Source organism: Evansella clarkii (genome assembly GCF_002019695.1).
Lineage (GTDB): Bacteria > Bacillota > Bacilli > Bacillales > Salisediminibacteriaceae > Evansella > Evansella clarkii.
Genome location: NZ_KV917376.1, coordinates 2,384,011 through 2,407,998 on the forward strand (window position 1 = coordinate 2,384,011; position 23,988 = coordinate 2,407,998).

The 23,988-nt window shown below is 42.8% G+C and carries 21 protein-coding genes; 17 read left to right on the plus strand and 4 right to left on the minus strand.

Features of this window, described 5'->3' with window-relative positions:
- Positions 1–367 precede the first annotated feature (367 nt).
- From BK582_RS10840 to ytrH, 3 genes are all read right to left on the minus strand, one after another.
- Complete coding sequence (locus BK582_RS10840) at positions 368–556, minus strand: YtzJ family protein (RefSeq protein ID WP_078595050.1); 189 nt, start codon at positions 554–556, stop codon at positions 368–370.
- A gap of 268 nt (positions 557–824) precedes the next feature.
- Positions 825–1,328, minus strand: a complete 504-nt coding sequence (gene ytrI / locus BK582_RS10845; protein ID WP_078595051.1) for a sporulation membrane protein YtrI — start codon at positions 1,326–1,328, stop codon at positions 825–827.
- Position 1,329: 1 nt separating this feature from the next.
- Positions 1,330–1,674 carry a sporulation membrane protein YtrH gene (ytrH, locus tag BK582_RS10850; protein WP_078595052.1) on the minus strand — a complete coding sequence of 115 codons (345 nt, stop codon included), beginning with the start codon at positions 1,672–1,674 and terminating at the stop codon, positions 1,330–1,332.
- Positions 1,675–2,090: 416 nt separating this feature from the next.
- Between ytrH and dnaE the strand changes: the two genes are divergently transcribed.
- From dnaE to BK582_RS10890, 9 genes are all read left to right on the plus strand, one after another.
- Positions 2,091–5,489 carry a DNA polymerase III subunit alpha gene (gene dnaE, locus BK582_RS10855; protein WP_169910954.1) on the plus strand — a complete coding sequence of 1,133 codons (3,399 nt, stop codon included), beginning with the start codon at positions 2,091–2,093 and terminating at the stop codon, positions 5,487–5,489.
- Positions 5,490–5,768: 279 nt separating this feature from the next.
- On the plus strand, positions 5,769–6,977 hold the full coding sequence (gene ystJ, locus BK582_RS10860; RefSeq protein WP_078597958.1) for an NADP-dependent malic enzyme: 1,209 nt from the start codon (positions 5,769–5,771) through the stop codon (positions 6,975–6,977).
- Entirely contained in the window at positions 6,964–7,095 is a 132-nt protein-coding gene (locus tag BK582_RS28070; RefSeq protein WP_269148951.1) for a hypothetical protein, read from the plus strand. Before ystJ ends, BK582_RS28070 begins: the two co-directional genes overlap by 14 nt.
- A complete protein-coding gene (locus BK582_RS10865) occupies positions 7,095–7,757 on the plus strand; it encodes a FadR/GntR family transcriptional regulator (RefSeq protein WP_078595054.1) in 663 nt (220 codons plus the stop codon). Before BK582_RS28070 ends, BK582_RS10865 begins: the two co-directional genes overlap by 1 nt.
- 483 nt (positions 7,758–8,240) lie before the next feature.
- A complete protein-coding gene (gene accD, locus BK582_RS10870; protein ID WP_078595055.1) occupies positions 8,241–9,107 on the plus strand; it encodes an acetyl-CoA carboxylase, carboxyltransferase subunit beta in 867 nt (288 codons plus the stop codon).
- Position 9,108: 1 nt separating this feature from the next.
- Positions 9,109–10,089, plus strand: a complete 981-nt coding sequence (accA, locus tag BK582_RS10875; protein WP_078595056.1) for an acetyl-CoA carboxylase carboxyl transferase subunit alpha — start codon at positions 9,109–9,111, stop codon at positions 10,087–10,089.
- Between the two features lie 132 nt (positions 10,090–10,221).
- On the plus strand, positions 10,222–11,181 hold the full coding sequence (pfkA, locus tag BK582_RS10880) for a 6-phosphofructokinase (protein WP_078595057.1): 960 nt from the start codon (positions 10,222–10,224) through the stop codon (positions 11,179–11,181).
- A 145-nt stretch (positions 11,182–11,326) separates the two neighbouring features.
- Positions 11,327–13,081, plus strand: a complete 1,755-nt coding sequence (gene pyk / locus BK582_RS10885) for a pyruvate kinase (RefSeq protein ID WP_078595058.1) — start codon at positions 11,327–11,329, stop codon at positions 13,079–13,081.
- Positions 13,082–13,198: 117 nt separating this feature from the next.
- Positions 13,199–13,600, plus strand: a complete 402-nt coding sequence (locus tag BK582_RS10890; RefSeq protein WP_078595059.1) for an FxsA family protein — start codon at positions 13,199–13,201, stop codon at positions 13,598–13,600.
- Between the two features lie 519 nt (positions 13,601–14,119).
- On the opposite strand, the gene ytvI is transcribed toward BK582_RS10890, so the two are convergent.
- Positions 14,120–15,241: a sporulation integral membrane protein YtvI gene (gene ytvI, locus BK582_RS10895; RefSeq protein ID WP_078595060.1), complete on the minus strand. Its 1,122-nt coding sequence runs from the start codon at positions 15,239–15,241 to the stop codon at positions 14,120–14,122.
- Positions 15,242–15,402: 161 nt separating this feature from the next.
- Here ytvI and BK582_RS10900 point away from each other — a divergent pair, with 161 nt between their 5' ends.
- From BK582_RS10900 to pnpS, 8 genes are all read left to right on the plus strand, one after another.
- The gene (locus tag BK582_RS10900; protein WP_078595061.1) at positions 15,403–15,873 is read left to right on the plus strand and encodes a DUF441 domain-containing protein; all 471 of its coding nucleotides are present in this window, start codon (positions 15,403–15,405) and stop codon (positions 15,871–15,873) included.
- A gap of 359 nt (positions 15,874–16,232) precedes the next feature.
- Entirely contained in the window at positions 16,233–17,348 is a 1,116-nt protein-coding gene (gene citZ / locus BK582_RS10905) for a citrate synthase (RefSeq protein WP_078595062.1), read from the plus strand.
- A 105-nt stretch (positions 17,349–17,453) separates the two neighbouring features.
- Positions 17,454–18,719, plus strand: coding sequence for an NADP-dependent isocitrate dehydrogenase (gene icd, locus BK582_RS10910; RefSeq protein WP_078595063.1), 1,266 nt, complete (start codon positions 17,454–17,456; stop codon positions 18,717–18,719).
- Between the two features lie 34 nt (positions 18,720–18,753).
- Complete coding sequence (gene mdh, locus BK582_RS10915; protein WP_078595064.1) at positions 18,754–19,695, plus strand: malate dehydrogenase; 942 nt, start codon at positions 18,754–18,756, stop codon at positions 19,693–19,695.
- A gap of 263 nt (positions 19,696–19,958) precedes the next feature.
- On the plus strand, positions 19,959–20,441 hold the full coding sequence (locus tag BK582_RS10920) for a hotdog family protein (protein WP_078595065.1): 483 nt from the start codon (positions 19,959–19,961) through the stop codon (positions 20,439–20,441).
- A 198-nt stretch (positions 20,442–20,639) separates the two neighbouring features.
- Positions 20,640–20,774 (plus strand): hypothetical protein, encoded by a 135-nt coding sequence (locus BK582_RS28075; RefSeq protein ID WP_276328207.1) that lies wholly within the window; start codon positions 20,640–20,642, stop codon positions 20,772–20,774.
- 621 nt (positions 20,775–21,395) lie between these two features.
- Entirely contained in the window at positions 21,396–22,112 is a 717-nt protein-coding gene (locus tag BK582_RS10925; RefSeq protein ID WP_078595066.1) for a response regulator transcription factor, read from the plus strand.
- The gene (pnpS, locus tag BK582_RS10930; protein ID WP_078595067.1) at positions 22,105–23,877 is read left to right on the plus strand and encodes a two-component system histidine kinase PnpS; all 1,773 of its coding nucleotides are present in this window, start codon (positions 22,105–22,107) and stop codon (positions 23,875–23,877) included. Before BK582_RS10925 ends, pnpS begins: the two co-directional genes overlap by 8 nt.
- Positions 23,878–23,988: the final 111 nt, after the last annotated feature.

A 23,988-nucleotide genomic window follows, 5' to 3' on the forward strand; every position in this document is an offset into this window, starting at 1 on the left:
TGCGTTCCCGCTTTGCACAATTTTTTACACGAGCGGGTATGCAAGCCGCTCTAGCGTTCCCGCTTTGCATGATTTTTTACACGAGCGGGCATGCGAGAAGCTCTTGCGTTCCCGCTTTGCCCGATTTTTACCGTGAGCGGGTATGCAAGCCGCTCTAGCGTTCCCGCTTTGCCCGATTTTTACCTTGAGCGGGCATGCGAGAAGCTCTAGCGTTCCCGCTTTGCCCGATTTTTTACACGAGCGGGCATGCAGGCCGCTCCACCGTTCCCGAACCCCATATATTTTCAAGAGTTCGGGCAAGCAGCAAGCTCCAATGCTGCCTCTCTCAACAATTCTACACAAAAAAAGAGCGTGACCAACTTTAAGGTCACGCTCTTTCTTTTGGTATAAACCAGGATCCCATGCTGTTTGTATCTTCTATAACTTCAATTCCCAATGTTCTCAGTTCTTTTTTTATGAGATCCGATACTTCCCTCGTTTCTGCATATGCAGAAAAACCTGCCTGGATGGACTGTACCTTTTCCCTTGCCAGCTGGCTGCGGCTCATAACTTTCATAATTTCTTCCTCCTTTATTCATTATTTAGATTCGTGTGGCGGTCCTGAATAGTAAGGCAGGAGGCCCTTAAAGTGTCATTTATAATGATTTTAATATGGAGTAAGTAAACGGATTTGAGGTAATTTGCTTAAAATAAACGGAGTGGTTTATTTTTAAGCGCTTCCTCCCCTGATCATATTATACCCTATGAAAGCTTAAAATGGAAAAAACAGCCTCAGTGTTCAAAAAAATATCACAATTTTTTTTTCAGCAAGCAGAATATGAATGTTACTCTGCCGGCGTGATTCGTACATATATTTCGAGAGAAGTATATAGTATCAGCTGCTCCACCTTCAGCTGATATCTTTTTTCACCAATGATAAAGATTTTATTTTCCACCGTTTTCAGTAAAAAATCTCTTGAACCGGCAATAGTGTCAATATCCTTATTCCTTACTACTTCCAGCTCTCCCTCTACAGCTCCCTTTAATTCGTGATAGGTGAGCTCACTGAGCTTTACATCTTTTTCATTTACAAACGAAATATGAATATCCTGTACGGTTAACTTTTTTTGGTTTTGCTCGTTTATTTCATCCTGGTCTTTTCTCAGTACTTCGATGGTTTGTTCCTGATGCTCAATGGTTGTCTTTTGCCTGTTAATTTCCAGGACGAGTTTCTCATGCACAAGCCCGAAATGATATAGAAAAAAAAGCCAGCCAAAAATAATCCCGATTGCAAGTCCTGCAAAAAAACGCTGCCAGCTTTTATCGTTATAAAGCGGCGGAACTCTCATATTAACCCTCCTGTGTTATCCACTGAATCAGCAGGGTGCCGGTATGAGCTCCGCATAAAGCGATAAAAATCATCATAATCGTTTTGAAAATGTCTGTATGTGTTCCTTCAAATATTCCCCGTTCAAGGCTGGAAATCGCATCAAATGTCCCGCCGATTGCCGCTACAAGCGCCCATATTTTTAAGCTGGAAGCCAGGTCATACATAATTGACAACGGAGGCTTGCCGATTAAATATGCTCCAATACCCCCGATAATACTGCCGCCGATAATAACCCCTAAGGCTACAAAATAATCAATTACAAGCGTTGCAAGAAAATCTTTGTCCAAAACAGCTCCTCCTTCCATGCTCGCCCTTTGTACATTTTTATGGACAACAGGAGCGAGTTATGCGGAGTGAGCAGGAGTTTTTCAGAACGTTGAATTAATGGGAATGTTATATCCTGAGGGATCAGGCTCGGACTGGTCTTAACAGAAGCTTTTTTCTGCTGAATCAGCTGCCAGCAAATTAGATCTGAATTAAGGGTGAAAAGAACAAATGTTTCCGTTACACTTAAAAGAAAGGTAAAATTAGTTTAAAGTGAACCTTCAATCAGTGGGGGTTATTCATACCCCACTGATTGTTAGTTGAACCAATCGGGATGTTAGCGTCCGTTATCTCCCGCCTAAACATCTTCGCTTCTGCTCATGTTTTGAGGCGGAAGTTTTACGGACGGTTACATCGGGATAAAATAAATGTTTTTTATCAAAAGGAGGGAACTGCTATGTCTTTCGTTCATTTACATATACACAGTGAGTTCAGTCTGTTAAGAAGTGCGGCAAAACTGGATGACCTTGCAGCCCGGGCAAAAGCTCTCGGATATACGGCTCTGGCCCTGACAGACATCGATGCAATGTATGGAATTATACCTTTCTGGAAAGCATGCAGAAAACATGGCATCCACCCAGTTCTGGGTGTTGAATTAGCATATGCAGCTGACCATCCCTCTGCTACGGAAAAAATTACGAGCCGGATTATTTTTCTTGCTGAAAATAATGAAGGGTATAAGTCGATATTGAAGCTTACATCAAAAGCTCATGAAAAAAATGGAAGACATGGTCCGTATGTTACAGTCTCTGAAATGCAGGAGTTAACTCAGGGGATTATTGCAATCGTTCCGTTTGAAGAAGGAGCAGTACAGAGGTTTATTGCTGAAGGTGAAATTGAAAAAGCCCGGAAGCATTTTAAGTGGCTGCAGCACACATACCAGAAAGAAAATGTATTTCTTGAAATACAGAATCACTGGCGCCGGTCGGAAAGAGAAAAACTTCACAAGATCTCCCGGTGGGTTCGTGAAGAAGATATCCCTGTAGTAGCCAGCAATCATGTACATTTTCTTACACCTGAACAGGCGGATGCCCATAAAGTTATTCAGGCTGTGCGACTGGGACTGAAACTCGATGAACTCCCTGATGAAATGTCCTCTGCAGAGTATTACCTGAAGTCCCGGGATGAGATGGAGGACCTTTTCAAGGCCTGGCCGGAAGCTGTTAAGGAGACGGAAAGAATCGCTTTCCGCTGCAACGCTGAGCCTGAACTCGGGGGTTCTGTTCTTCCGGAGTTTCCGTTGCCTGAAGGGAAAACAGCGGGGGAATATCTCCGGGAACAATGCGAAAAAGGAGTTGCTGAGCGCTTTGGCCAGCCTGCAGATGAAGTATGGCAGAGACTTGATTTTGAGCTGAAAGTAATTGACCAAATGGGGTACAACGACTATTTCCTTATTGTGGCGGATTTCATGAATTACGCACACCGACAAGGAATTCTTACCGGTCCAGGACGAGGGTCTGCCGCTGGCTCTCTCACCGCCTATGTATTAAAAATCACCGATATTGACCCTCTTAAATACGGGCTCCTCTTTGAGCGATTCCTGAATCCGGAACGAGTTTCCATGCCTGATATTGATATTGATTTTCCGGATAACCGGAGGGACGAAGTAATCCATTATGTAAAGGAGAAATACGGTAAAAACCATGTGGCTCAGATAATTACATTCGGTACACTTGCAGCAAAAGCTGCCATCAGAGATGCAGGAAGGGTGCTGGGCATTGACTCAGGAACTATCGACAAAGTTGCAAAAAATATGCCTTCCCGCCCAAATCTGAAACTAAACGCCGCAGTGGAAGAATCTCAGGCTTTAAGCAGGATGATTGAAGAAAATGATGAGCTAAAGGAGCTCTTCCGTATAGCCGGTGATATTGAGGGCCTGCCTAGACATTCATCTGTCCACGCAGCCGGAATCGTGATGAGCAGCCAGCCTCTTACTGATACAGTCCCTCTCCAGGAAGGGCATGAAGGTATGTCCCTGACCCAGTTTCCTATGGGAGATCTTGAGGAGCTGGGACTGCTGAAAATGGATTTTCTCGGACTCAGAAATTTAAGCTTTCTGGAACGAGTTATAAAAATGGTGCAGTTAACCCGTGGCGAGACGATACGTCTTGAAGAACTCTCTTTCAATGATCCGGACACTTTCAAATTACTTGGCAGAGGAGAAACGAATGGGGTATTTCAACTAGAATCTTCCGGTATGAAAAATGTCCTGCGTAAGTTAAAGCCTACCGAATTTGAAGATATCGTTGCTGTTAACGCACTTTACCGCCCAGGCCCAATGGAAAATATTCCAATGTATATAAAAAGGAAGCATGGAAAAGAACAGGTCTCCTATCCCCACCCTGCACTGAAAAAAATACTTGAACCAACATATGGGGTGCTTATTTATCAGGAACAAATTATGCAAATTGCTGCTGAAATGGCTGGTTTTTCCCTTGGAGAGGCAGATATTCTGCGAAGGGCTGTAGGAAAGAAAAAACAAAAAGACCTGGAAGAAACACGTGCCCGCTTCACTGAAGGCGCTATTCGAAAAGGTTTCTCCACGGAAGAAGCGGGAGAGATGTACAATACGATTCTCCGATTCGCTAATTATGGTTTTAACAGGAGCCATGCGGTAGCATACAGCATTATCGCTTATTACCTTGCTTATATAAAAGCAAATTACCCTCTGGAGTTTATGGCCGGTCTGATGGGAACTGTCATTCATCATCAGGATAAGCTGGCGGAGTATATTGCAGAAGCGAAACACCAGGGAGTAACCGTCCATCCGCCATCCATATCTCACAGTGAAGGCCAGTTTTCCGTAAAGGACGGAGAAATATGGATAGGCCTTGCAGCAATAAAGAATGTAGGTATTCAATCGGTTCAGGAGATAATTAAGGAAAGGAAAAAGCGCCCTTTTACAAGCCTCTTTGATTTATGTGAAAGAATTCCTCCGAGAATCCTTCCAAAAAGATCCCTTGAGGCTCTGATTGCAGCGGGGGCTCTCGACAGCCTGCTGGTGGACAGGGCCCGGCTTCTTGCTTCTGCTGATGATGCGATAGAATACGGAGAAAAACAGCGGGAGATGAAGGAGGGGGGACAGACAGCTCTGTTCTTTGAAGAAGAAAAGGAACCGGAATATATAAATGTCCCGCCGTTATCTGATAAAGATAAACTGAACTTTGAAAAACAGGTGCTTGGGTTTTATGCTTCCGGGCATCCGATAGAAGCAGAGCTCCCAACCCTTTCACAATACAGCCGGGAAACCATTATCGATGCTAAAGAAGGAGCGGGAAAAAGCAGGAAACTAAGGATTGCCGGAATGGCTGAAGAAGTCAGGATAATACAGACAAAAAAGAAAGAACAAATGGCATTTATAAAAATGTCGGATGAAACAGGAGAAATAGACATTACTGTATTTCCTTCGGCGTTCAGGGAACACCGCCATAAGCTGCAAAAGGGCGAACTTCTTTTTCTTGAAGGAACATTACAGGACCATCAGGGAGACATAAAATTTATTCTTGATAAATGCACTGCTGTTTCTGCTCTTAAAAAGAAAAAAGAGCAGGAAAAAAAACCGGTGCTCTATTTGAAGATTCCTGCCGTCTATGAGAAAAAAGAACATCTTGACAGGCTGAAAAGTCTCCTGCAGGACGCCCCGGGAGAGATCCCTGTCATTCTTTTTTACGAAAGAACCAATAAGGCGCTGCATCTTTCTGAAATATGGAATGTTACCGACAGCGAAAAACTTCTGAATGCTCTGAAAGGAATTTTAGGACAAAAAAATGTTTATTTGAAACGGCAAGCTATGTAATGAGCTGTTAATTTGTTATAATATTTAGAGTAAAGTGGTCAGACCACTGGCGATGCTTTTATCAACAGCATTTATTACTGGATAAAGACGGGGTAACATTACGGTTATTGTAAAGACATGCTCCGGCGGCTTTTCCTTTTTTTCATGGAAAACCGCCCTTATCTCTTTAATTACTGAAGGTTAAGAATTATTCAGTTCGGGAAATTGCTATGAAGAAAAAGAAGCTAACACAATAAGGAGTTGAACAGAGTGGCAACATTACGTGAAGAAGCATTACATATGCACCGGGTAAAAAAGGGCAAGCTTGAAACGACTGCAAAAGTAGCAGTACGAAATTCAAAAGATTTATCTTTAGCTTATTCCCCAGGTGTCGCTGAACCTTGTAAAGAGATTTTTGATGATCCTCAGTCTGTATATGAATATACAGTAAAAGGAAATATGGTTGGTGTAGTCTCAGACGGGACAGCCGTTCTCGGACTGGGAAATATCGGGCCAGAAGCAGCAATGCCGGTAATGGAAGGGAAGGCCGTTCTGTTTAAATCATTTGCAGGCGTGGACGCTTTTCCAATTTGCCTGAATACAAACGATGTTGACGAAATAGTTAATACAGTGAAGCTGATGGAGCCTACCTTTGGAGGAATTAACCTGGAGGATATCGCTGCTCCGAAATGCTTTGAAATTGAAGAACGACTGAAAAAGGAAATGAACATTCCTGTTTTCCATGATGACCAGCACGGTACTGCTATTGTAACAGCTGCAGGACTGCTAAACGCTTTAAAAATCACAGGGAAATCTATGCAGGAAATAAAAGTTGTCATTAATGGAGCTGGAGCAGCCGGTATCGCTATTATTAAGCTTCTGAAAAGTATGGGCTGTAAAGATTTTATTCTCTGTGACTCAAAAGGGGCAATCTATGAAGGCCGTACACATGGAATGAATGACTTAAAAGATGAACTTGCAAAAGTGACGAACAGAGAAAGAAAACAGGGCAGCCTGGGTGAAGTAATAAAAGATACTGATGTATTTGTTGGAGTTTCAGTTGCAGGCGCACTGACAAAAGAAATGGTGGAGAGCATGAATCCGGACCCAATTATTTTCGCAATGGCAAACCCGGTACCGGAAATCATGCCGGAAGACGCAAAAGAAGCGGGAGCAAGTGTTATCGGGACTGGCCGATCTGACTTCCCTAATCAGGTAAATAATGTACTTGCTTTTCCTGGGATTTTCCGCGGTGCCCTTGATGTTTACGCTACTCATATAAATGAGGAAATGAAAGTGGCTGCTGTCCACGCAATAGCAGAGTTAATTAACGAAAAAGAACTAAACGCAGATTATGTTATTCCTGGCCCGTTTGATTCAAGGGTAGCTCCAGCTGTTGCAAAGAGTGTGGCAAGAGCGGCTATGGAAACAGGTGTAGCACGCAGAAAAGTGGACCCGGAGGCAGTGGCTGAAAAAACTCGGCAGCTTACTATGATTGAAGAGAAATAAACATTTAACTGTTTCCTGGCGAACTGATCAGGAGCAGCTGAGGACTGCTGTACAGCCGGCTTTCGGGCCGGCCGGGGCAGTGCCTGCGTTAGCATGGAAAATAAGGCAGGTGCCATAATGAGTGAAAAAAGCAAAGTATATCTGAATATTTTAAAAGAAATTAACGCTATTATTCATGAAGATGAATTACTGCCAGGGGATAAGCTTCCATCGGAAAGAGAACTGGCAGACCGTCTGAACGCTGGAAGATCTTCCGTGCGCGAAGCATTACGCGCCCTGGAGCTGCTTGATCTGATTGAAACGAGAAAAGGGGAAGGAACCTTTATCAGGCGTTCCGGCGGACACAAACTGACTGAGATACTGGCCAGCTTTTTTTTGAGAGATGAAGGGGCCAGAAAAGATGTTACTGAAACACGGAGAATTATTGAAGTGGAGGCAGTCAGACTTGCCTGCAGGCGGATAACGGCAGAGCAGCTGGAGAAACTGGAACAACTGCTCGAAACTTCTGCAAAAAAATGGTCCGGCGGAATTCTTCCGGTAGAAGAGGATTATTTATTTCATAAGACTCTTGTGGAATCAAGCCAGAACAGGCTGATGCTGAATATGTGGCGCCCACTGGTTGAATACAGCAAGGTTGCATTAAAAAAGTCCTTGTCCCGGGAAGGGCGGCCGGAAAATGCAATTCTGGAACATCGTTCTATTTTACAGGGACTCATAGATAAAGATGAAGACGCGGCTGTACGGTCTTTAAGGGACCACCTCGAAAACAGTCGTTTTTAAACGAATTTTATTAACACCAGTTACTAATAGCAACCTTGAATAATAATTAATTCCGGTGTATGATGACTTCCACAGAGATTTATTATTCAGGATCTGCTAAAAGCTGATGTTGATTATGAACTTGTTGAATTTCGTGAAAGGTGCGAGACTGTCTCTTCCTCTTCCTGATTAGCTCCGCAGAATATACGTCGAGACAAATCGACGAATTTGCGGAAGAGCTATGCTCTTGCCGGTCGGGAATAGCAACAGCAAGGCATCATGAAATACTGCGAGTTGTCTCGACGGACCTTGCTCCAGAGCGATACTCGCAGAGGAAGTGACATGAACCGCAATGCCCGAGGTAAAGAAAACACTGCGAAAACAAACGTAGTGAAGATTTAGCAGATGTTGTGCTTATGCCTGTGGTGCAAGCGAGCCTCCTGAAGCGAAAATCAATGTTCATAAAGCCATTAATTATAATTTCTAACTTTAAGAGGTGAGGTTGTGCTACGGGACATATTTAACAAAAGAAGAAAATACGCTACTATCCCTTCTGAACAGGCGAAACAGGAAGTTCCTGAAGGTTTAATGACTAAATGCCCAAAATGTAAAACTATTATGTATACTAAAAAACTTAGAAAAGTACTTATGGTTTGTGAAGGCTGTGGTCATCATCACGGTATAACTGCCTACGAAAGAGTCGATCTCACCCTTGATGCTGATAGCTTTACAGAATACGACGCTGATATGATTTCCAAGGATCCTCTGGAATTTCCTTCTTATGCTGAAAAATCTGCAGCTGACCGGGAAAAAACAAATATCAACGAAGCGATCATCACAGGTGAAGGGACTATCGAAGGCTACCCGGCTGTAATCGGAGTGATGGATTCTCGCTTCCGTATGGGAAGTATGGGATCAGTTGTCGGGGAAAAGATTACGAGAGCTATTGAAAAAGCTATTGAGAAAAACGTCCCCTTTATTATGTTCTCGGCTTCCGGTGGAGCAAGGATGCAGGAAGGTGTATTCAGTTTAATGCAAATGGCAAAAACAAGCGCCGCTTTAAACCAGCTCCATGAAAGAGGCCAGCTGTTTATAAGTGTTATGACACACCCTACAACAGGAGGAGTATCAGCAAGTTTCGCCTCTCTTGGAGATATAAACCTTGCTGAACCTGGAGCGTTAATAGGATTCGCAGGGCGAAGAATAATAGAACAGACTATTCGCCAGAAGCTGCCGGATGATTTTCAGACTGCAGAGTTTCTGCTTGAACACGGTCAGCTTGATAAAGTGGTTCCACGTAACGAAATGAGAAAAACACTTGCGGTCATTCTCGATCTGCATAGTCCAGCAGCCTTGGAAAAGGAGGGATAAAATGGCTGATCACCAACTGCCTTTTGAAAAACCAATTATTGAATTAAGAAATAAAATCACTGAATTAAAAGAATTTACAACTGAAAAAGGTATCGATCTATCCGGAGAAATCGAAAAACTGGAAGGGCGTCTGGAACAGCTGGAGAAAGATATATATGGTAATCTTACTCCCTGGGAACGCGTGCAGATTGCCAGGCATACTAAAAGGCCAACCACAAATGATTACATAAACAGGCTTTTTACAGACTTTATGGAATTACATGGTGACCGTTTGTACGGGGACGATAAAGCGATTGTCGGAGGTATTGGAAAATTTAACGGGGTACCGGTAACCGTAATTGGGCATCAGAGGGGAAAAGATACAAAAGAAAATATAAAGAGAAACTTTGGTATGCCTCGTCCAGAAGGATACAGGAAAGCGCTCCGGCTAATGAAACAGGCAGAAAAATTCAGCCGTCCGGTTATTTGTTTTATTGATACGAAAGGCGCAGATCCGGGAATTGAATCCGAGGAGCGGGGGCAAAGTGAAGCCATTGCCCGCAACCTGCTGGAAATGGCGGGACTCAAAGTTCCCATAATATGTATTGTTATTGGTGAAGGAGGAAGCGGAGGCGCGCTGGCTCTCGGTGTAGGAGACAAAATATATATGCTTGAGAATTCAACGTATTCAGTTATCTCTCCAGAAGGAGCTGCTGCTCTCTTATGGAAAGATTCTTCACAGGCAAGACGCGCTGCAGAAACGATGAAAATCACTGCTCCTGACCTCTCGAATCTTGACCTCATTGATGGAGTAATTCCTGAGGTTCGCGGAGGAGCTCACCGGAATGTGGATGAGCAGGCTGCCAATATTCGCCAAATTATTGAGAGCTCCCTTGACGAACTGGGGAAATTAGGAAAAGAGGAGCTTGTAAGCCAACGTTATAATAAATTTAAAAAAATTGGTGAGTACGGCAGTGTAAACGGTATCAATACTATGGTATAAGGTTTTCGCTTTCCCGGGAACGGGAAAGCTTTTTTGTATGACGTCTGATCTCTGTTGTTTTTAATAAATGAAAGTGGTATTTTTAACACATATTAAAAAATGAAGACACTTTAAGAGGTGAGATATACAACTATGAAACGTATTGGAGTGCTTACAAGCGGCGGAGATTCGCCTGGAATGAACGCGGCAATAAGAGCTGTAGTGAGAAAAGCTATTTACCATGACATTGAAGTGTACGGTATTTACTATGGGTATGCCGGGCTTATTAGCGGAAATATACAAAAACTAGAAGTAGGGTCTGTAGGGGATATAATCCACCGAGGCGGAACGATGCTTTATACTGCACGCTGTGAAGAATTCAGAACAGAAGAGGGCCAGCTGAAAGGTGTAGAACAGCTGAAAAAATTCGGTATCGAAGGTCTCGTTGTAATTGGAGGAGACGGTTCTTTTCAGGGTGCTAAGAAACTGACTGAACATGGTTTCCCAACAGTGGGCGTGCCAGGGACAATTGATAATGATATTTCAGGAACTGATTTTACAATCGGTTTTGATACTGCCCTGAACACAGTTATTGATGCAATTGATAAGATTCGTGATACGGCAACTTCCCATGAAAGAACATATGTAATCGAAGTTATGGGAAGGGACGCTGGTGATATTGCGCTGTGGTCCGGGCTTGCAGACGGTGCCGAGACGATTCTTATCCCTGAAGAGAAATATGATATAGATGATGTGCTTAAAAGGCTTAAGCGAGGACATGATCGTGGTAAAACACACAGTATTATCGTGGTTGCCGAAGGAGCAGCTTCCGGCGTGGAGATAGGGAAGATAATTGATGAGCGTGCAGGGCTTGAAACGAGAGTGACTGTTCTGGGCCATATTCAGCGCGGCGGATCGCCGACAGCTTCAGACAGGGTTCTTGCAAGCCGTCTGGGTGCATATGCGGTTGAATTGCTTCTGGATGGAGAGGCAGGGAAAATGGTAGGTGTACAGAAGAATGAACTTGTATCCCACAGCTTCGATGATGCACTGAAATTTGAACATAAACTGGATATAAATATGTATAACCTATCCAAAGAATTATCGATTTAATAAATGCTGCTTTATTATTTTCTTCCCAAAAGGGGAAAATGATCTAAACAGCCGGGACAGGCAGTTTTGTCCTGGCTTTCGTTTGGGAAAAGAGTCTGTAAGGATTTATTTAATGCTTTTTGTTTAAAACAGAGGAGGATATCAAGTGAGAAAAACTAAAATTGTATGTACTATAGGTCCAGCGAGTGAAAGTATTGATAAGCTTAAAGAACTGATTTCAGCCGGAATGAATGTAGCCAGGCTTAATTTTTCCCATGGAGACCATGATGAACACAGAGCGAGAATCCACAACATCCGTAAAGCGGCTGAAGAGCTTAACCAGAATGTGGGAATTCTGCTCGATACAAAAGGCCCTGAAATTCGTACACATACTATGGAAGGCGGAGAAATTGAACTTGAGCTTGGTTCCACAGTAAAAATCTCTATGACTGAGGTAGTGGGTACACGTGAGAAGTTCTCAGTTTCTTATGAAGGTCTCATTAATGATGTAAACGTCGGTTCCATTATCCTTCTGGATGATGGCCTGATCGAACTTAGAGTCACTGAAATGGGAGACAACGAACTTACTGCAGAAGTAATTAACAACGGTGTCCTCAAGAACAAAAAAGGTGTCAACGTACCTGGTGTAAGTGTGAACCTGCCGGGGATCACAGAAAAAGATGCCAATGATATTATTTTCGGTATAAAAGAAGATGTTGACTTTGTTGCAGCGTCTTTTGTACGCCGGGCTTCTGATGTACTTGAAATCCGCGAGCTGCTTGAAGAGCATAATGCAGGCCATATTCAGATTATCCCTAAGATCGAAAACCAGGAAGGCGTCGATAATATTGACGAAATCCTGGAAGTCTCTGACGGTCTGATGGTTGCCAGGGGAGACCTTGGAGTGGAGATTCCTGCAGAGGATGTACCTCTTGTACAGAAAGATCTGATTAAAAAATGTAATAAGCTTGGAAAACCGGTTATAACAGCTACCCAAATGCTTGATTCCATGCAGCGTAACCCTCGTCCTACACGTGCAGAAGCAAGTGACGTTGCCAATGCTATTTTTGACGGTACGGATGCAATCATGCTTTCCGGCGAAACTGCTGCAGGCTCTTATCCTGTAGAATCTGTACAGACAATGAGAAACATTGCCGAGAAAACAGAGACAGGCCTGAAGTATGAAGATATTCTCCGCAAGAGAAGTAAAGAAAGCGAACAATCCATAACAGATGCTATCAGCCAGTCTGTTTCCCATACGGCTTTAAATCTTCATGCTGCTGCTATATTGACAGCTACGGAGAGCGGACATACAGCGAGAATGATAGCCAAGTACCGTCCTGAGTCACCGATTGTGGCAGCAACCAGCAGCAAGCAGGTTTGCCGCGCACTTTCTCTTACATGGGGAGTTTATGCTCAGGTGAGTGAACGGGTAAGCACAACAGACGAAATGCTTCAGATGTCAGTTGATGTGGCCATGAAAGCCGGTTATATTAAACGCGGCGACCTTGTAGTTATAACTGCCGGAGTCCCTGTAGGCAAAAAAGGCACTACGAACCTTCTGAAGGTTCATGTAGTGGGGGAAGTTGCTGCAAGAGGACAAGGTATCGGCCGCAAAACAGCTACTGGTAAAGCTGTGGTAGCATTAAATGCAAAAGAAGCTATTGAAAAAACAACTCAGGGAGATATACTAATTACTCCTGCTACAGACCGTGATATGATGGAAGCCTTTGAAAAAGCATCTGCAGTTATAACGGAGCAGGGCGGTTTGACATCACACGCTGCTGTCGTAGGCCTGAGTCTTGGCATTCCTGTAATCGTTGGAGTTGATAAAGCAGTTGATCTCTTTGAGGATGGTGAAGAAATAACTGTTGACGGCCACCATGGCGATATTTACAAAGGACAGGCAAGTGTAATATAATTTTGTATGAGGAGGGACAGAATCCCTCCTCATTTTTAATATCTTATAAGGATTGACTGAAACAAATCGCGATGCAATTCGTATATATACTGAATACAAGGAAAGTAGGCTGGTATTATGGGGAAAATATTATTATTACTGCTTATAGTTGTCCCGGCTCTGGAAATTGCAGTTTTAATACTGGCAGGCAATACATTTGGTATTCTTGTGACATTACTTTTAATTGTACTGACAGGGGTCCTGGGAGCTGCTCTTGCTAAGAAGGAAGGCTTGAACGCCATAAGAACCGCCCAGATGCAGGCCTCACAAGGCCAGATACCGAGCGGTGTCATACTTGATGGTGTTTGCATCCTTGTTGGTGCTGTTTTGCTGTTAACTCCAGGGTTTATTACTGACGGTGTCGGTTTCTTTTTACTCCTTCCACAAACACGAGCGATATTAAAAGGCTTTCTGCAGCGAATATTTGAAAAACTGATCAATTCAGGAAAAGTTGTTTTTATTAATAACAGACGCTGGTAAAACTCGTAGTCGCGGAAAAAACAGAAAGAAAAGGCTGACCTGCAACCGAAAGCCGGTTGATAGGACAGCCTTTTTTCATCTTGAAGCGCGGAAAATCACGGCGAACGGTAACGCAAGAGAGTCTTGTATGCCCACTGGAGTAAAAATACGTGAAGAGCGGTAACGTGAGAGGTTCTCGCATGCCCGCTTGAGTAAAAATATGTGAAGAGCGGTAACGCAAGAGAGTCTCACATGCCCGCTTGAGTAAAAATATGTGAAGAGCGGTAACGTAAGAGCGTCTCGCATGCCCGCTCGTGGATAAATTCGCAGAGAGCGGTAACACAAGAGTACCTCCCCATGCCCGCTCGAAGAAAAAATCATACAGATCAGTAATGCAAGAGCACCACAATAACGAACCTCCAAAAAACAAAAAAAAAAGAGAGCGCATTAGCATCCTGCTCCGCCTCCCCGCCAGCCTAAACCATAGACAATGCACCGACCAAACGCCCCAAAAATGCCAACCTCCTGAAACTTTTAAAATTATGCTTTTCTGGCGCCATCTTTAATATATTTGCCAATCTCTTCGATTACACCTGCTTTAATGAGTGACTGGGCGATGATAAACAGAGCCGGCCCCATGAGGAGACCCAGCACCCCGAAAATTTGGTAGCTTAAAAATAAAGTAATGAGCAAGGCGAGGGGAGGGATGCCTATATGCCTGGAAATTATTTTAGGTTCAGCCAGCTGCCTCTGGATGATTACTATAGCGTATAAAACAGACAGCCCAATTGAAAGGCTCCATTCCCCTGAAAAAAAGGAGTATAAGACCCACGGTATAAATATCAGGCCTGTACCTAAATAAGGGAATAAATCCACCAGTGCGATGAGCAGAGCTGCTGTGACTGCATATTTGATTTGAAGAATGAGCAGTCCTGTAAGCACGATGATCCCGGTTATTGAAACTAAAATAAATTGTGCAAGAGCATAACCGGTCACAGCCTGTTTTAAATGAAAAATAATATTTCCGGCAAGCTTATTAATTTTCCTGTGAATTTTACTATTCAGCCATTCCATCATTACTGGCCAGTCCTTCGTGATAAAAAAAGAAGCGAGAAGGGCGAAAAAAAACACAGTAAGCGCATTAGGAAGAGACAAAATCAGTTCAGCGAGATTATTAAGGAAATACTGAATAACACTTCCAGCCTGGCTTCCCAGGTCTGTAAGCAAAGATTCTATCTGTGAATCAACGGGCATTTGCTGTTCTTCGTTACTTAGTTTTCTTGTGAAAGCGAGGAGCCTTTCATAAACAGGGAGGACAGTAGTATCAAACCATTCATGAAGCTTGTAAAATCCGTCTTCGATATGTCCAGGCAGCGACTTTGTAAGGTGGTTCAGCCCGGCAGCTATTTCAGCAATGAGCAGTGTGAATGCTGCGAAAAACAAAAAAATGAAACTGGAAATAACAAGGAAAACAGCAGCTGAGCGATGCCAGCCAAACTTGTTTTCAAGAAAGTTAACAAAAGGGAGAAAAATTAAAGATAATAGCAGTCCTATCAGGAAAGGGTATAAATAGACGGTTAATACATACAGACCTGCACAAATAATGATTATCCATAGTACAAGGAAACACACACGGGTAAGCAGCTGAGTATTGCTTCTCATATATTGGCTCCTTCTGAAAATATCCTTAAGACAAGCTATGTTTCTGAAAAAAGAATATGACAGAAGAGGATGAGATAAAGCAGCAAATTGAACTTTATGAGCTAAGTTTTTTTTTATCTTCTTAAGGGTATGTTAATATTATCGTAAGGTTGTATAGGAGGATGAAGTGGTTGCTCAACCAGGCTGTATTGTTTATGCTTGCTTTGCTTTTAATAGGGGTACTGGCTAAAAACCAGTCGCTCATAATAGCAGTTGTTTTTCTGCTTGCTGTTAAATGGGCAGGTTTAGGTGAGAAGATATTCCCATTTGCGCAGCAGAAAGGGATACATATCGGTGTAACCATTATTACAATTGCCGTTCTCGTTCCAATAGTTACCGGGGAAATCGGCTTTAAAGAATTGCAGGAAGCGCTTAAATCGTATTATGCATGGATAGCCCTTGCTTCCGGTATATTTGTTGCTGTCATAGCGGCAAACGGTGTAGAGCTGCTTCAAAACGATCCTCATATTACGGCAGCACTCGTCTTCGGAACTATCCTTGCAGTGGCTGTTTTTAACGGAGTGGCGGTGGGCCCGTTAATCGGGGCCGGGATAGCCTATATGGCGATGAGAGTAGTCCAGTTTTTCTCCTGAAAACAGTGGGAAAACTCGCTTGATTATTCTTACAAATTAAAATAATAGTATAATTAAAAGTTCACAAAAAGTTTAAAAATGGTATAATAGGACTGTGGCGTTCCAGGTTACATATCCTTACCTGTTTGTTATCCAGCAGTATTTTTCGTAACCGCTTACGCGGGGAACGTGGTTACGTGATGATTTGTGCAATAAGGAACACGTTTCAAATAAAGTATTTCCATAAAGCGTTTTTAACTTGATAGCACTGAGTATTTCATCGTTCGTTATTCTGATACGTTTTCCTTTCATAAATCTATCATCTTTATTACTATATTAGGAAAGTTACCCCCTAAATTTTCAACAAAGGAGAGGTAGGTATGAGTACAACTAAAGGTTTAGAAGGTGTAGTTGCAACTACATCCAGTGTAAGCTCTATTATTGATGGGGTCCTCACATATCATGGGTATGATATTGATGATTTAGCGGATAATGCTAGTTTTGAAGAAGTAGTCTACTTGCTTTGGAACCACCGGTTACCTGATTATGAAGAGCTCCAGAGCTTTAAAAAGGAACTGGCAGATGCGGCAGCAGTTCCTGAGGCTGTTATTGAGCAAATGAAATCTTACCCTATTAAAGATGTACATCCGATGGCTGCGCTCCGCACTGCTGTTTCGAACCTGGGATTGTTTGACAGTTCAGCTGATGAAACAAGTGAAGAAGCAAACAGGCAAAAAGCAATCAAGCTGCAGGCTCAGCTTCCTACGCTGGTAACAGCATTTTCCCGCATTCGGGATGGGAAAGATCCTGTTGCTCCAAAAAACGATCTGAGTTTTGCGGCAAACTTCCTGTATATGCTTAATGGGGAAGAGCCTGATGAAATTTCAGAAAAGGCATTCAATAAAGCATTAGTATTACATGCTGACCATGAACTGAATGCATCTACATTTACTGCGAGAGTATGTGTTGCTACACTTTCAGATATGTACTCAGGTGTAACTGCTGCTATAGGCGCATTGAAGGGTCCGCTTCACGGTGGTGCTAACGAGCGCGTTATGAAGATGCTCAGTGAGATTGGCGAAGTGGAAAAAGCTGAACCATATATAAAGGATGCCCTTGACCGTAAAGTGAAAATTATGGGATTCGGCCACCGTGTATACAAAAATGGAGATCCGCGGGCTAAACATTTAAAAGAAATGTCCCGCCAGCTGACTCATATTACCGGGGAAACAAAATGGTACGATATGAGTGTAAAAATTGATGAGATCGTGACAAACGAAAAAGGCCTGCTTCCAAACGTAGATTTCTATTCTGCATCTGTATACCACAGCCTTGGAATTGAGCACGATCTGTTCACGCCAATTTTTGCAGTTAGCCGTATTTCCGGCTGGATCGCTCATATTCTTGAACAGTTCGAGAATAATCGTCTCATCCGCCCGCGTGCTGAGTACACAGGGCCTGACCGCCAGGAATGGCTGCCAATCGAGAAAAGATAATAGTTTTATAAATTAAAGAGAATTACGGAAGGGAAGGAGCCTTTAATTACCTTCCTTTCCTCATGTAATTACATATTTGATCATACTATGAGGAGGAGTTATTTTATGGCAGGCGAAAAGATTACAGTTAATAATGGTGTTCTTAATGTGCCGGATACACCGGTTATCCCATTCATCGAGGGTGACGGCATCGGCCCGGATATCTGGAAGGCAGCTTCCCGTGTAATGGAAGCTGCTGTTGATAAAGCATACAGCGGCAAAAAGAAAATCGAATGGAAAGAGGTTCTCGCAGGAGAAAAAGCCTATGACAAGACTGGCGAATGGCTCCCTCAGGAAACACTCGATACAATCGAGGAATATTTCATTGCAATTAAAGGTCCTTTAACAACTCCAATCGGCGGTGGCTTCCGTTCACTTAACGTAGCACTTCGCCAGGAACTTGACCTATACGCGTGCCTCCGTCCTGTACGCTGGTACAAAGGGGTGCCGTCTCCGGTTAAACGCCCGCAGGATACAGATATGGTTATCTTCCGTGAAAACTCTGAAGATATCTATGCAGGTATTGAATATCAGAAAGGCACTGATGAGGTTAAAAAACTGATCGATTTCCTTCAAAATGAAATGGGAGCTACGAAAATCCGTTTCCCTGAAACATCCGGAATCGGTATCAAGCCAGTATCTGAGGAAGGTACTCACCGTTTAGTGCGTTCTGCGATTGAGTATGCTTTAGAGCATGGAAGAAAAAGCGTAACTATCGTTCATAAAGGAAACATCATGAAATTTACAGAAGGCGCGTTCAAAAGCTGGGGTTATGAGCTTGCTGAAAAAGAGTTCGGTGACAAAGTATTCACCTGGGCACAGTACGATAAGATCGTCGAAGAAAAAGGCCGTGACGCAGCGAATGAAGCTCAGTCAAAAGCTGAAGATGAAGGTAAGATCATCGTTAAAGACGCAATTGCTGATATTTTCCTTCAGCAAATCCTTACTCGTCCGAAAGAGTTCGATGTGGTTGCAACAATGAACCTGAACGGAGACTACATTTCTGATGCTTTAGCTGCACAGGTTGGCGGTATTGGAATTGCTCCAGGGGCGAATATCAACTTTAAAACTGGTCACGCTATTTTCGAAGCAACTCATGGTACTGCTCCAAAATATGCGGGCCTTGATAAAGTAAACCCTTCTTCTGTCCTTCTTTCCGGAGTACTAATGCTTCGTCATTTAGGATGGGTTGAAGCAGCAGATATGATTGAAAATGCTATGGATAAAACGATTGAAAGCAAAGTAGTAACTTATGACTTTGCCCGTCTTATGGATGGTGCAACAGAAGTGAAAACTTCTGAGTTTGCAGACGAACTGATCAAAAACCTCTAAAACGGGATTCCCGGTTGGAAGGAGACGGATAACAATGGCTATTAAACGCAAAAAAATCACTGTTGTAGGCGGAGGCTTTACAGGGACAACAACAGCGCTCATGGCGGCCCAAAAGGAGCTTGGGGATGTTGTAATAGTTGATATACCCCAGAATGAAGATCCTGTAAAGGGGAAAGCGCTGGATATGATGGAAGCCAGCCCTGTACAAGGTTTTGATTCCAATATCACTGGAACATCCGATTATAAAGATACGGCGGATTCTGATATTGTTGTCATTACTGCAGGGCTTCCAAGAAAACCAGGTATGAGCCGTGACGACCTTGTTGCTACTAATGCCAATATTATGAAACAAGTAACAAAGGAGATTGTAAAATACTCTCCAGACTGCTATATTATCGTGCTGACAAACCCTGTAGATGCGATGACATATACAGTTTTCAAAGAATCCGGATTTCCTAAAAACCGTGTTATCGGCCAGTCGGGGGTGCTTGACACTGCCCGTTTCAGAACATTTGTTGCACAGGAGCTTAATGTCTCTGTAGAGGATGTAACAGGCTTTGTACTTGGCGGCCATGGTGACGATATGGTTCCTATGCTGCGCTATTCATACGCTGGAGGCATCCCTCTTGAAAAACTGATTTCTAAAGACCGCCTGGATGCTATCGTGGAGCGTACAAGAAAAGGCGGCGGAGAGATTGTTAATCTTCTCGGTACAGGAAGCGCATATTATGCACCTGCGGCATCGATCGTTCAGATGGTTGAGGCCATTCTTAAAGATAAAAAGCGTATCCTTCCTTCCATTGCTTATCTGGAAGGCGAGTATGGCTATGAAGACCTTTATCTGGGAGTGCCAACTATTCTCGGCGGAGATGGAATCGAGAAGGTAATTGAACTCGAACTGAATGAAGATGAAAAAGAGGCATTGCAAAAATCTGTTGATTCCGTGAAAAACGTCATGGAAGTATTAAAACAGTAATAGCCAGTTCATATTATTCACGATTTAAACAAAGAAGAAATCCGGCCAAGTGCCGGATTTCTTCAAATTTTATGTATAGCAATAGTTAAAATAGCAATAAAGTATAGTATATTTAGATTATATACAGCTAGTTTGAAAGCTCGCGACACAGACAGTAAATGATGAAAGGCAGCTGTCATGCTAAACAGTAACTGCAAGATAAAGCTTTTTGGAAACGCTTACTTAACGGTGGAAGTGAAATGAGCTGAGAGGGAGGACTTTTTGTGTTTACAAAGAAAAGGAAAAAACTAGGAAAGACGATTGATACTTTAAAAGCCGGAGAAAAGATATCTGTTGAGAAAAAGATTGAAGACAGAGATCTGCTGTTGTACCTGGGTTTTACAGATGATGCTAACCCTGTATATATACAGCATGATTATGCTTCACGTACCCCTTTCGAAAAACCTATTGTCCCGAATATAATGATAAATGGCTATTTATCTTCCGCGGTTTCTATGTCCTTGCCAGGGCCAGGAAGTGTAATAAAAAAGATCTCTCTTTCTTACCCAAAGCCACTATACCATTATGGCACTCTTAACCTGGAACTGGAAATATCAGAAGTGCGGCACAAAGAACATCTCGTTCTCATCAAAGCTACAGGGAAAGATGGACTTGGAGATCTCGTCCTGGAAGGGGAGCTGGAAGTCTGCCCGCCTTACCCATGGAAACCGATGACATACGATGCAGGTACTTTTGAAAACTTTTAAAATACCTGAAAAGAGAGTCCACCAGCGTGCTTTATCTGCGACAGGTAACCGCAGGAGCACTTATTACCTGCGACGAGTAACCGCAGGAGCACTTATTACCTGCGACGAGTAATCGCAGGAGCACAAATCAAAAATAAAGTTCAACAGAGATTTTAGTTAAATTACTGCGGCCGTTTCTCCAGGGAGGAGAAACGGTTTTTGGTGTTTCTGGACAGGTTACTATTCCTCGATGGTGGTCTGTCAGGACAAATCCACGGTCAATGGGAAGAATTTGTCCAGGAAACCAATTTTGCAGGACAAATCTGGCAGTCGAAAGCAAAATTTGTCCAGTAAATTGATTTTGCAGGAGAAATTTCAAAGATAAGTTAAAGATTTGTCCAGATTGAAGATATCAAATGCAGCTATATTCGTTATACAAGAACTTTGCAGGACAAATTCAACGCAAGCAGCAAGAATTTGTCCAGGAAACCAATTTTACAGGACAAATCTGGCTGCGGGAAGCAAAATTTGACCAGAATAACGATTTTGCAGGAGAAATTTCAAAGATAAGTTAAAGATTTGTCCAGATTAAACATATCAAATGCAGCTATATTCGTTATACAAGAACTTTGCAGGACAAATTCAACGCAAGCAGCAAGAATTTGTCCAGGAAACCAATTTTGTAGGACAAATCTGACAGTCGAAAGCAAAATTTGTCCAGTAAATTGATTTTGCAGGACAAATTTCAAAGATAAACGAAAGATTTGTCCAGATTCTTCGTAGCACCGATAATTATAATAGACCTGTGCCGGTTATAGTGACGGAACTTGCTACGGACCATACTCCACAACATGATTTTCCCCTTATTAATCACATAGAAAATAGTATTCCTGCTTCCCCTTTTTATTAACTCCGTGGTGTATAGTATATTATAAGTAGGATAAAGTTCATTACCGGATGGGGAGGATCTTTTTTGTGGCGGAAAAAATATTAATTGTCGATGATGAGGAATCAATCATAGCATTGCTACAGTATAATCTTGAGCAGGCTGGTTATGAGGTTATCCCTGCTGCTGATGGAAGAACAGCATATAACCTGGCTCTGCAAAATCAATTCAGCTTAATCATTCTTGATTTAATGCTGCCTGAGATGGACGGGCTGGAAGTTTGTAAAGCGCTTAGACAAAACAAAGTTACAACACCAGTGTTTATGCTGACTGCTAAGGATGAAGAATTTGACAGAGTGCTCGGTCTGGAGCTTGGGGCAGATGATTATTTAACGAAGCCTTTCAGTCCCCGGGAAGTTGTAGCCAGAGTAAAAGCAATACTAAGGCGGAGCAGGGGAAGGGAGGAAGCGGTTCCCCAGCAAAAAGAAGAAATTAAAATTACGGTTGGGAAAGTGGAAATATTCCCGGAAAGCTTTGAAGCTTATGTTGATGGCAAGCTGACAGAATTCACTCCAAAAGAGCTTGAGCTCCTCATATACATGGCTAATCATAAGGGAAGGGTCCTGACACGGGATCAGCTTATGAACGCTGTATGGAATTATGATTACATCGGAGACAGCAGAATAGTGGATGTACATGTAAGCCATCTTCGTGAAAAAATTGAACCAAATACGAAAAAGCCTGTTTATATTAAAACAGTTAGGGGACTAGGCTATAAACTGGAGGAACCTCGGATAGATGAGTAGTTACCGTTCCAGGCTTATTATTCCTCTCACTATTATTATATTCCTCGTTTTCGCAGGAATTGGAACTGTGTTCGGTCCGCTGTTTAAAGAATTTTACTTAGAGAGGGTAAATGACCGGTTATCCAAAGAGGCTGAGGTAGCCGCATTATACCTTGACAGGACAGAGCTTAGTGATACGGAGAATGTGGAGGAGAGCATTAATCAGCTTGCTAGCCGGCTTGATTTAAGAATAAGTGTCGTTGGCCTTGATGGGACTGTAGTTGCGGACAGCGAAGGCGAGCCTGGGCAAATGGAAAATCATCTGGACCGGCCTGAAATACAAAATGCTGCAGAGCATGGGTCAGGCTTTGAAATCCGATACAGCAATACGCTGAATAACGAACTTATTTATTACGCCGTCCCCTATGTTCAGCAAGGAGAAACAGTCGCCTATTTACGGTTTGCAATGTCCATTCAGGAGTTTAACCATGTTTACAGAAGCATTTGGGTTATTTTAGCGGTCTGCTTTTTTCTTGCCTTCCTGATCATTGTGTTCGTGGCTGCTAAACTGGCAAATCAGCTTACTGAACCAATTGACGATGCGAGAAAAACTGCTATTCAGCTCGCAAAGGGGAACTACGCAGCAAGAGCATATACAGGGAACAGTAAGGAAGCAGGCCAGCTAAACCAGTCACTGAATGTACTGGCTGAAAACCTTGACCAAATTACAAAAACATATGAAAATCAGCAGGAACGATTAAAGGCATTGATTGAAAACATGGGTAGCGGACTGCTGTTAATTGATGAAAAAGGGTATATTACTCTCGTAAATCAGTCCTGTAAAGATATATTCCGGGAGGACACGGACGAGTGGCTGAATAAATTATATTACCAGGCAGTAAAATACAAAGAAGTCATTAAGGTTGTACAGGAAATTCTTCTGACGGAAACAAAGACAAGGAAGCAGGCGGCATTACATATGGATATTGAAACGAGGCATGTTGATATTCATGCAGCTCCTGTTATAGGCCAGGATGATAAGTTAAAAGGTGTAGTGCTCGTTTTTCATGACATTACCGAACTCATAAAACTTGAGCAGACGAGAAAGGATTTCGTTGCAAATGTCTCTCACGAACTGAAGACACCTGTTACTTCAATTAAAGGTTTTACTGAGACATTGATTGACGGAGCGATGGAAGACCCAGCATTAAGAGAGCGATTTCTCACTATAATTGCAAAAGAAAGCGAACGGCTGGAAAGTCTTATTTACGACTTGTTCGAACTGTCTAAAATTGAACAGGAAAGATTCCTCCTGAACTGGGAGCCTGTAGAGCTTAGCGCACTGGCAGAAGACGTGATTTTTATGCTCAGCGAAAAAGCAGCACAGAAAAATATACAGCTCGAAAACAAGGTGAAAGGCAATACTCTTATTGAAGGGGATCCATTCCGCCTGAAACAAATCCTCATAAACTTAATAAATAACGCAATTACGTATACGCCTGACGGAGGAACCGTATGTGTCCAGACGAAGGAACAGGCTGAAACAGTTGTTTTGAAGGTGAAGGACACAGGGATTGGAATAAACAAAAAAGAGCTGCCCCGTATATTTGAAAGGTTTTACAGAGTTGACAGAGCCAGAAGCAGAAACTCTGGAGGAACCGGCCTTGGACTCGCGATTGTTAAGCATTTAGTTGACGCCCACAAAGGGAGAATTACCGTGGAAAGTAAAGCAGGGAAAGGATCTTCCTTTCAAATTTCCTTTTACAAAAACAAGCCGGAAGACTAAATATAGAAAAAAATGTTTTTGCCTGGGTACTGGAAAGGCTCAGAAAAGCCCGGAAAGATCCCGGGCTTTTTCTTTCATTTTTCCTGGCATGCGATTCATTTGTACATTAAA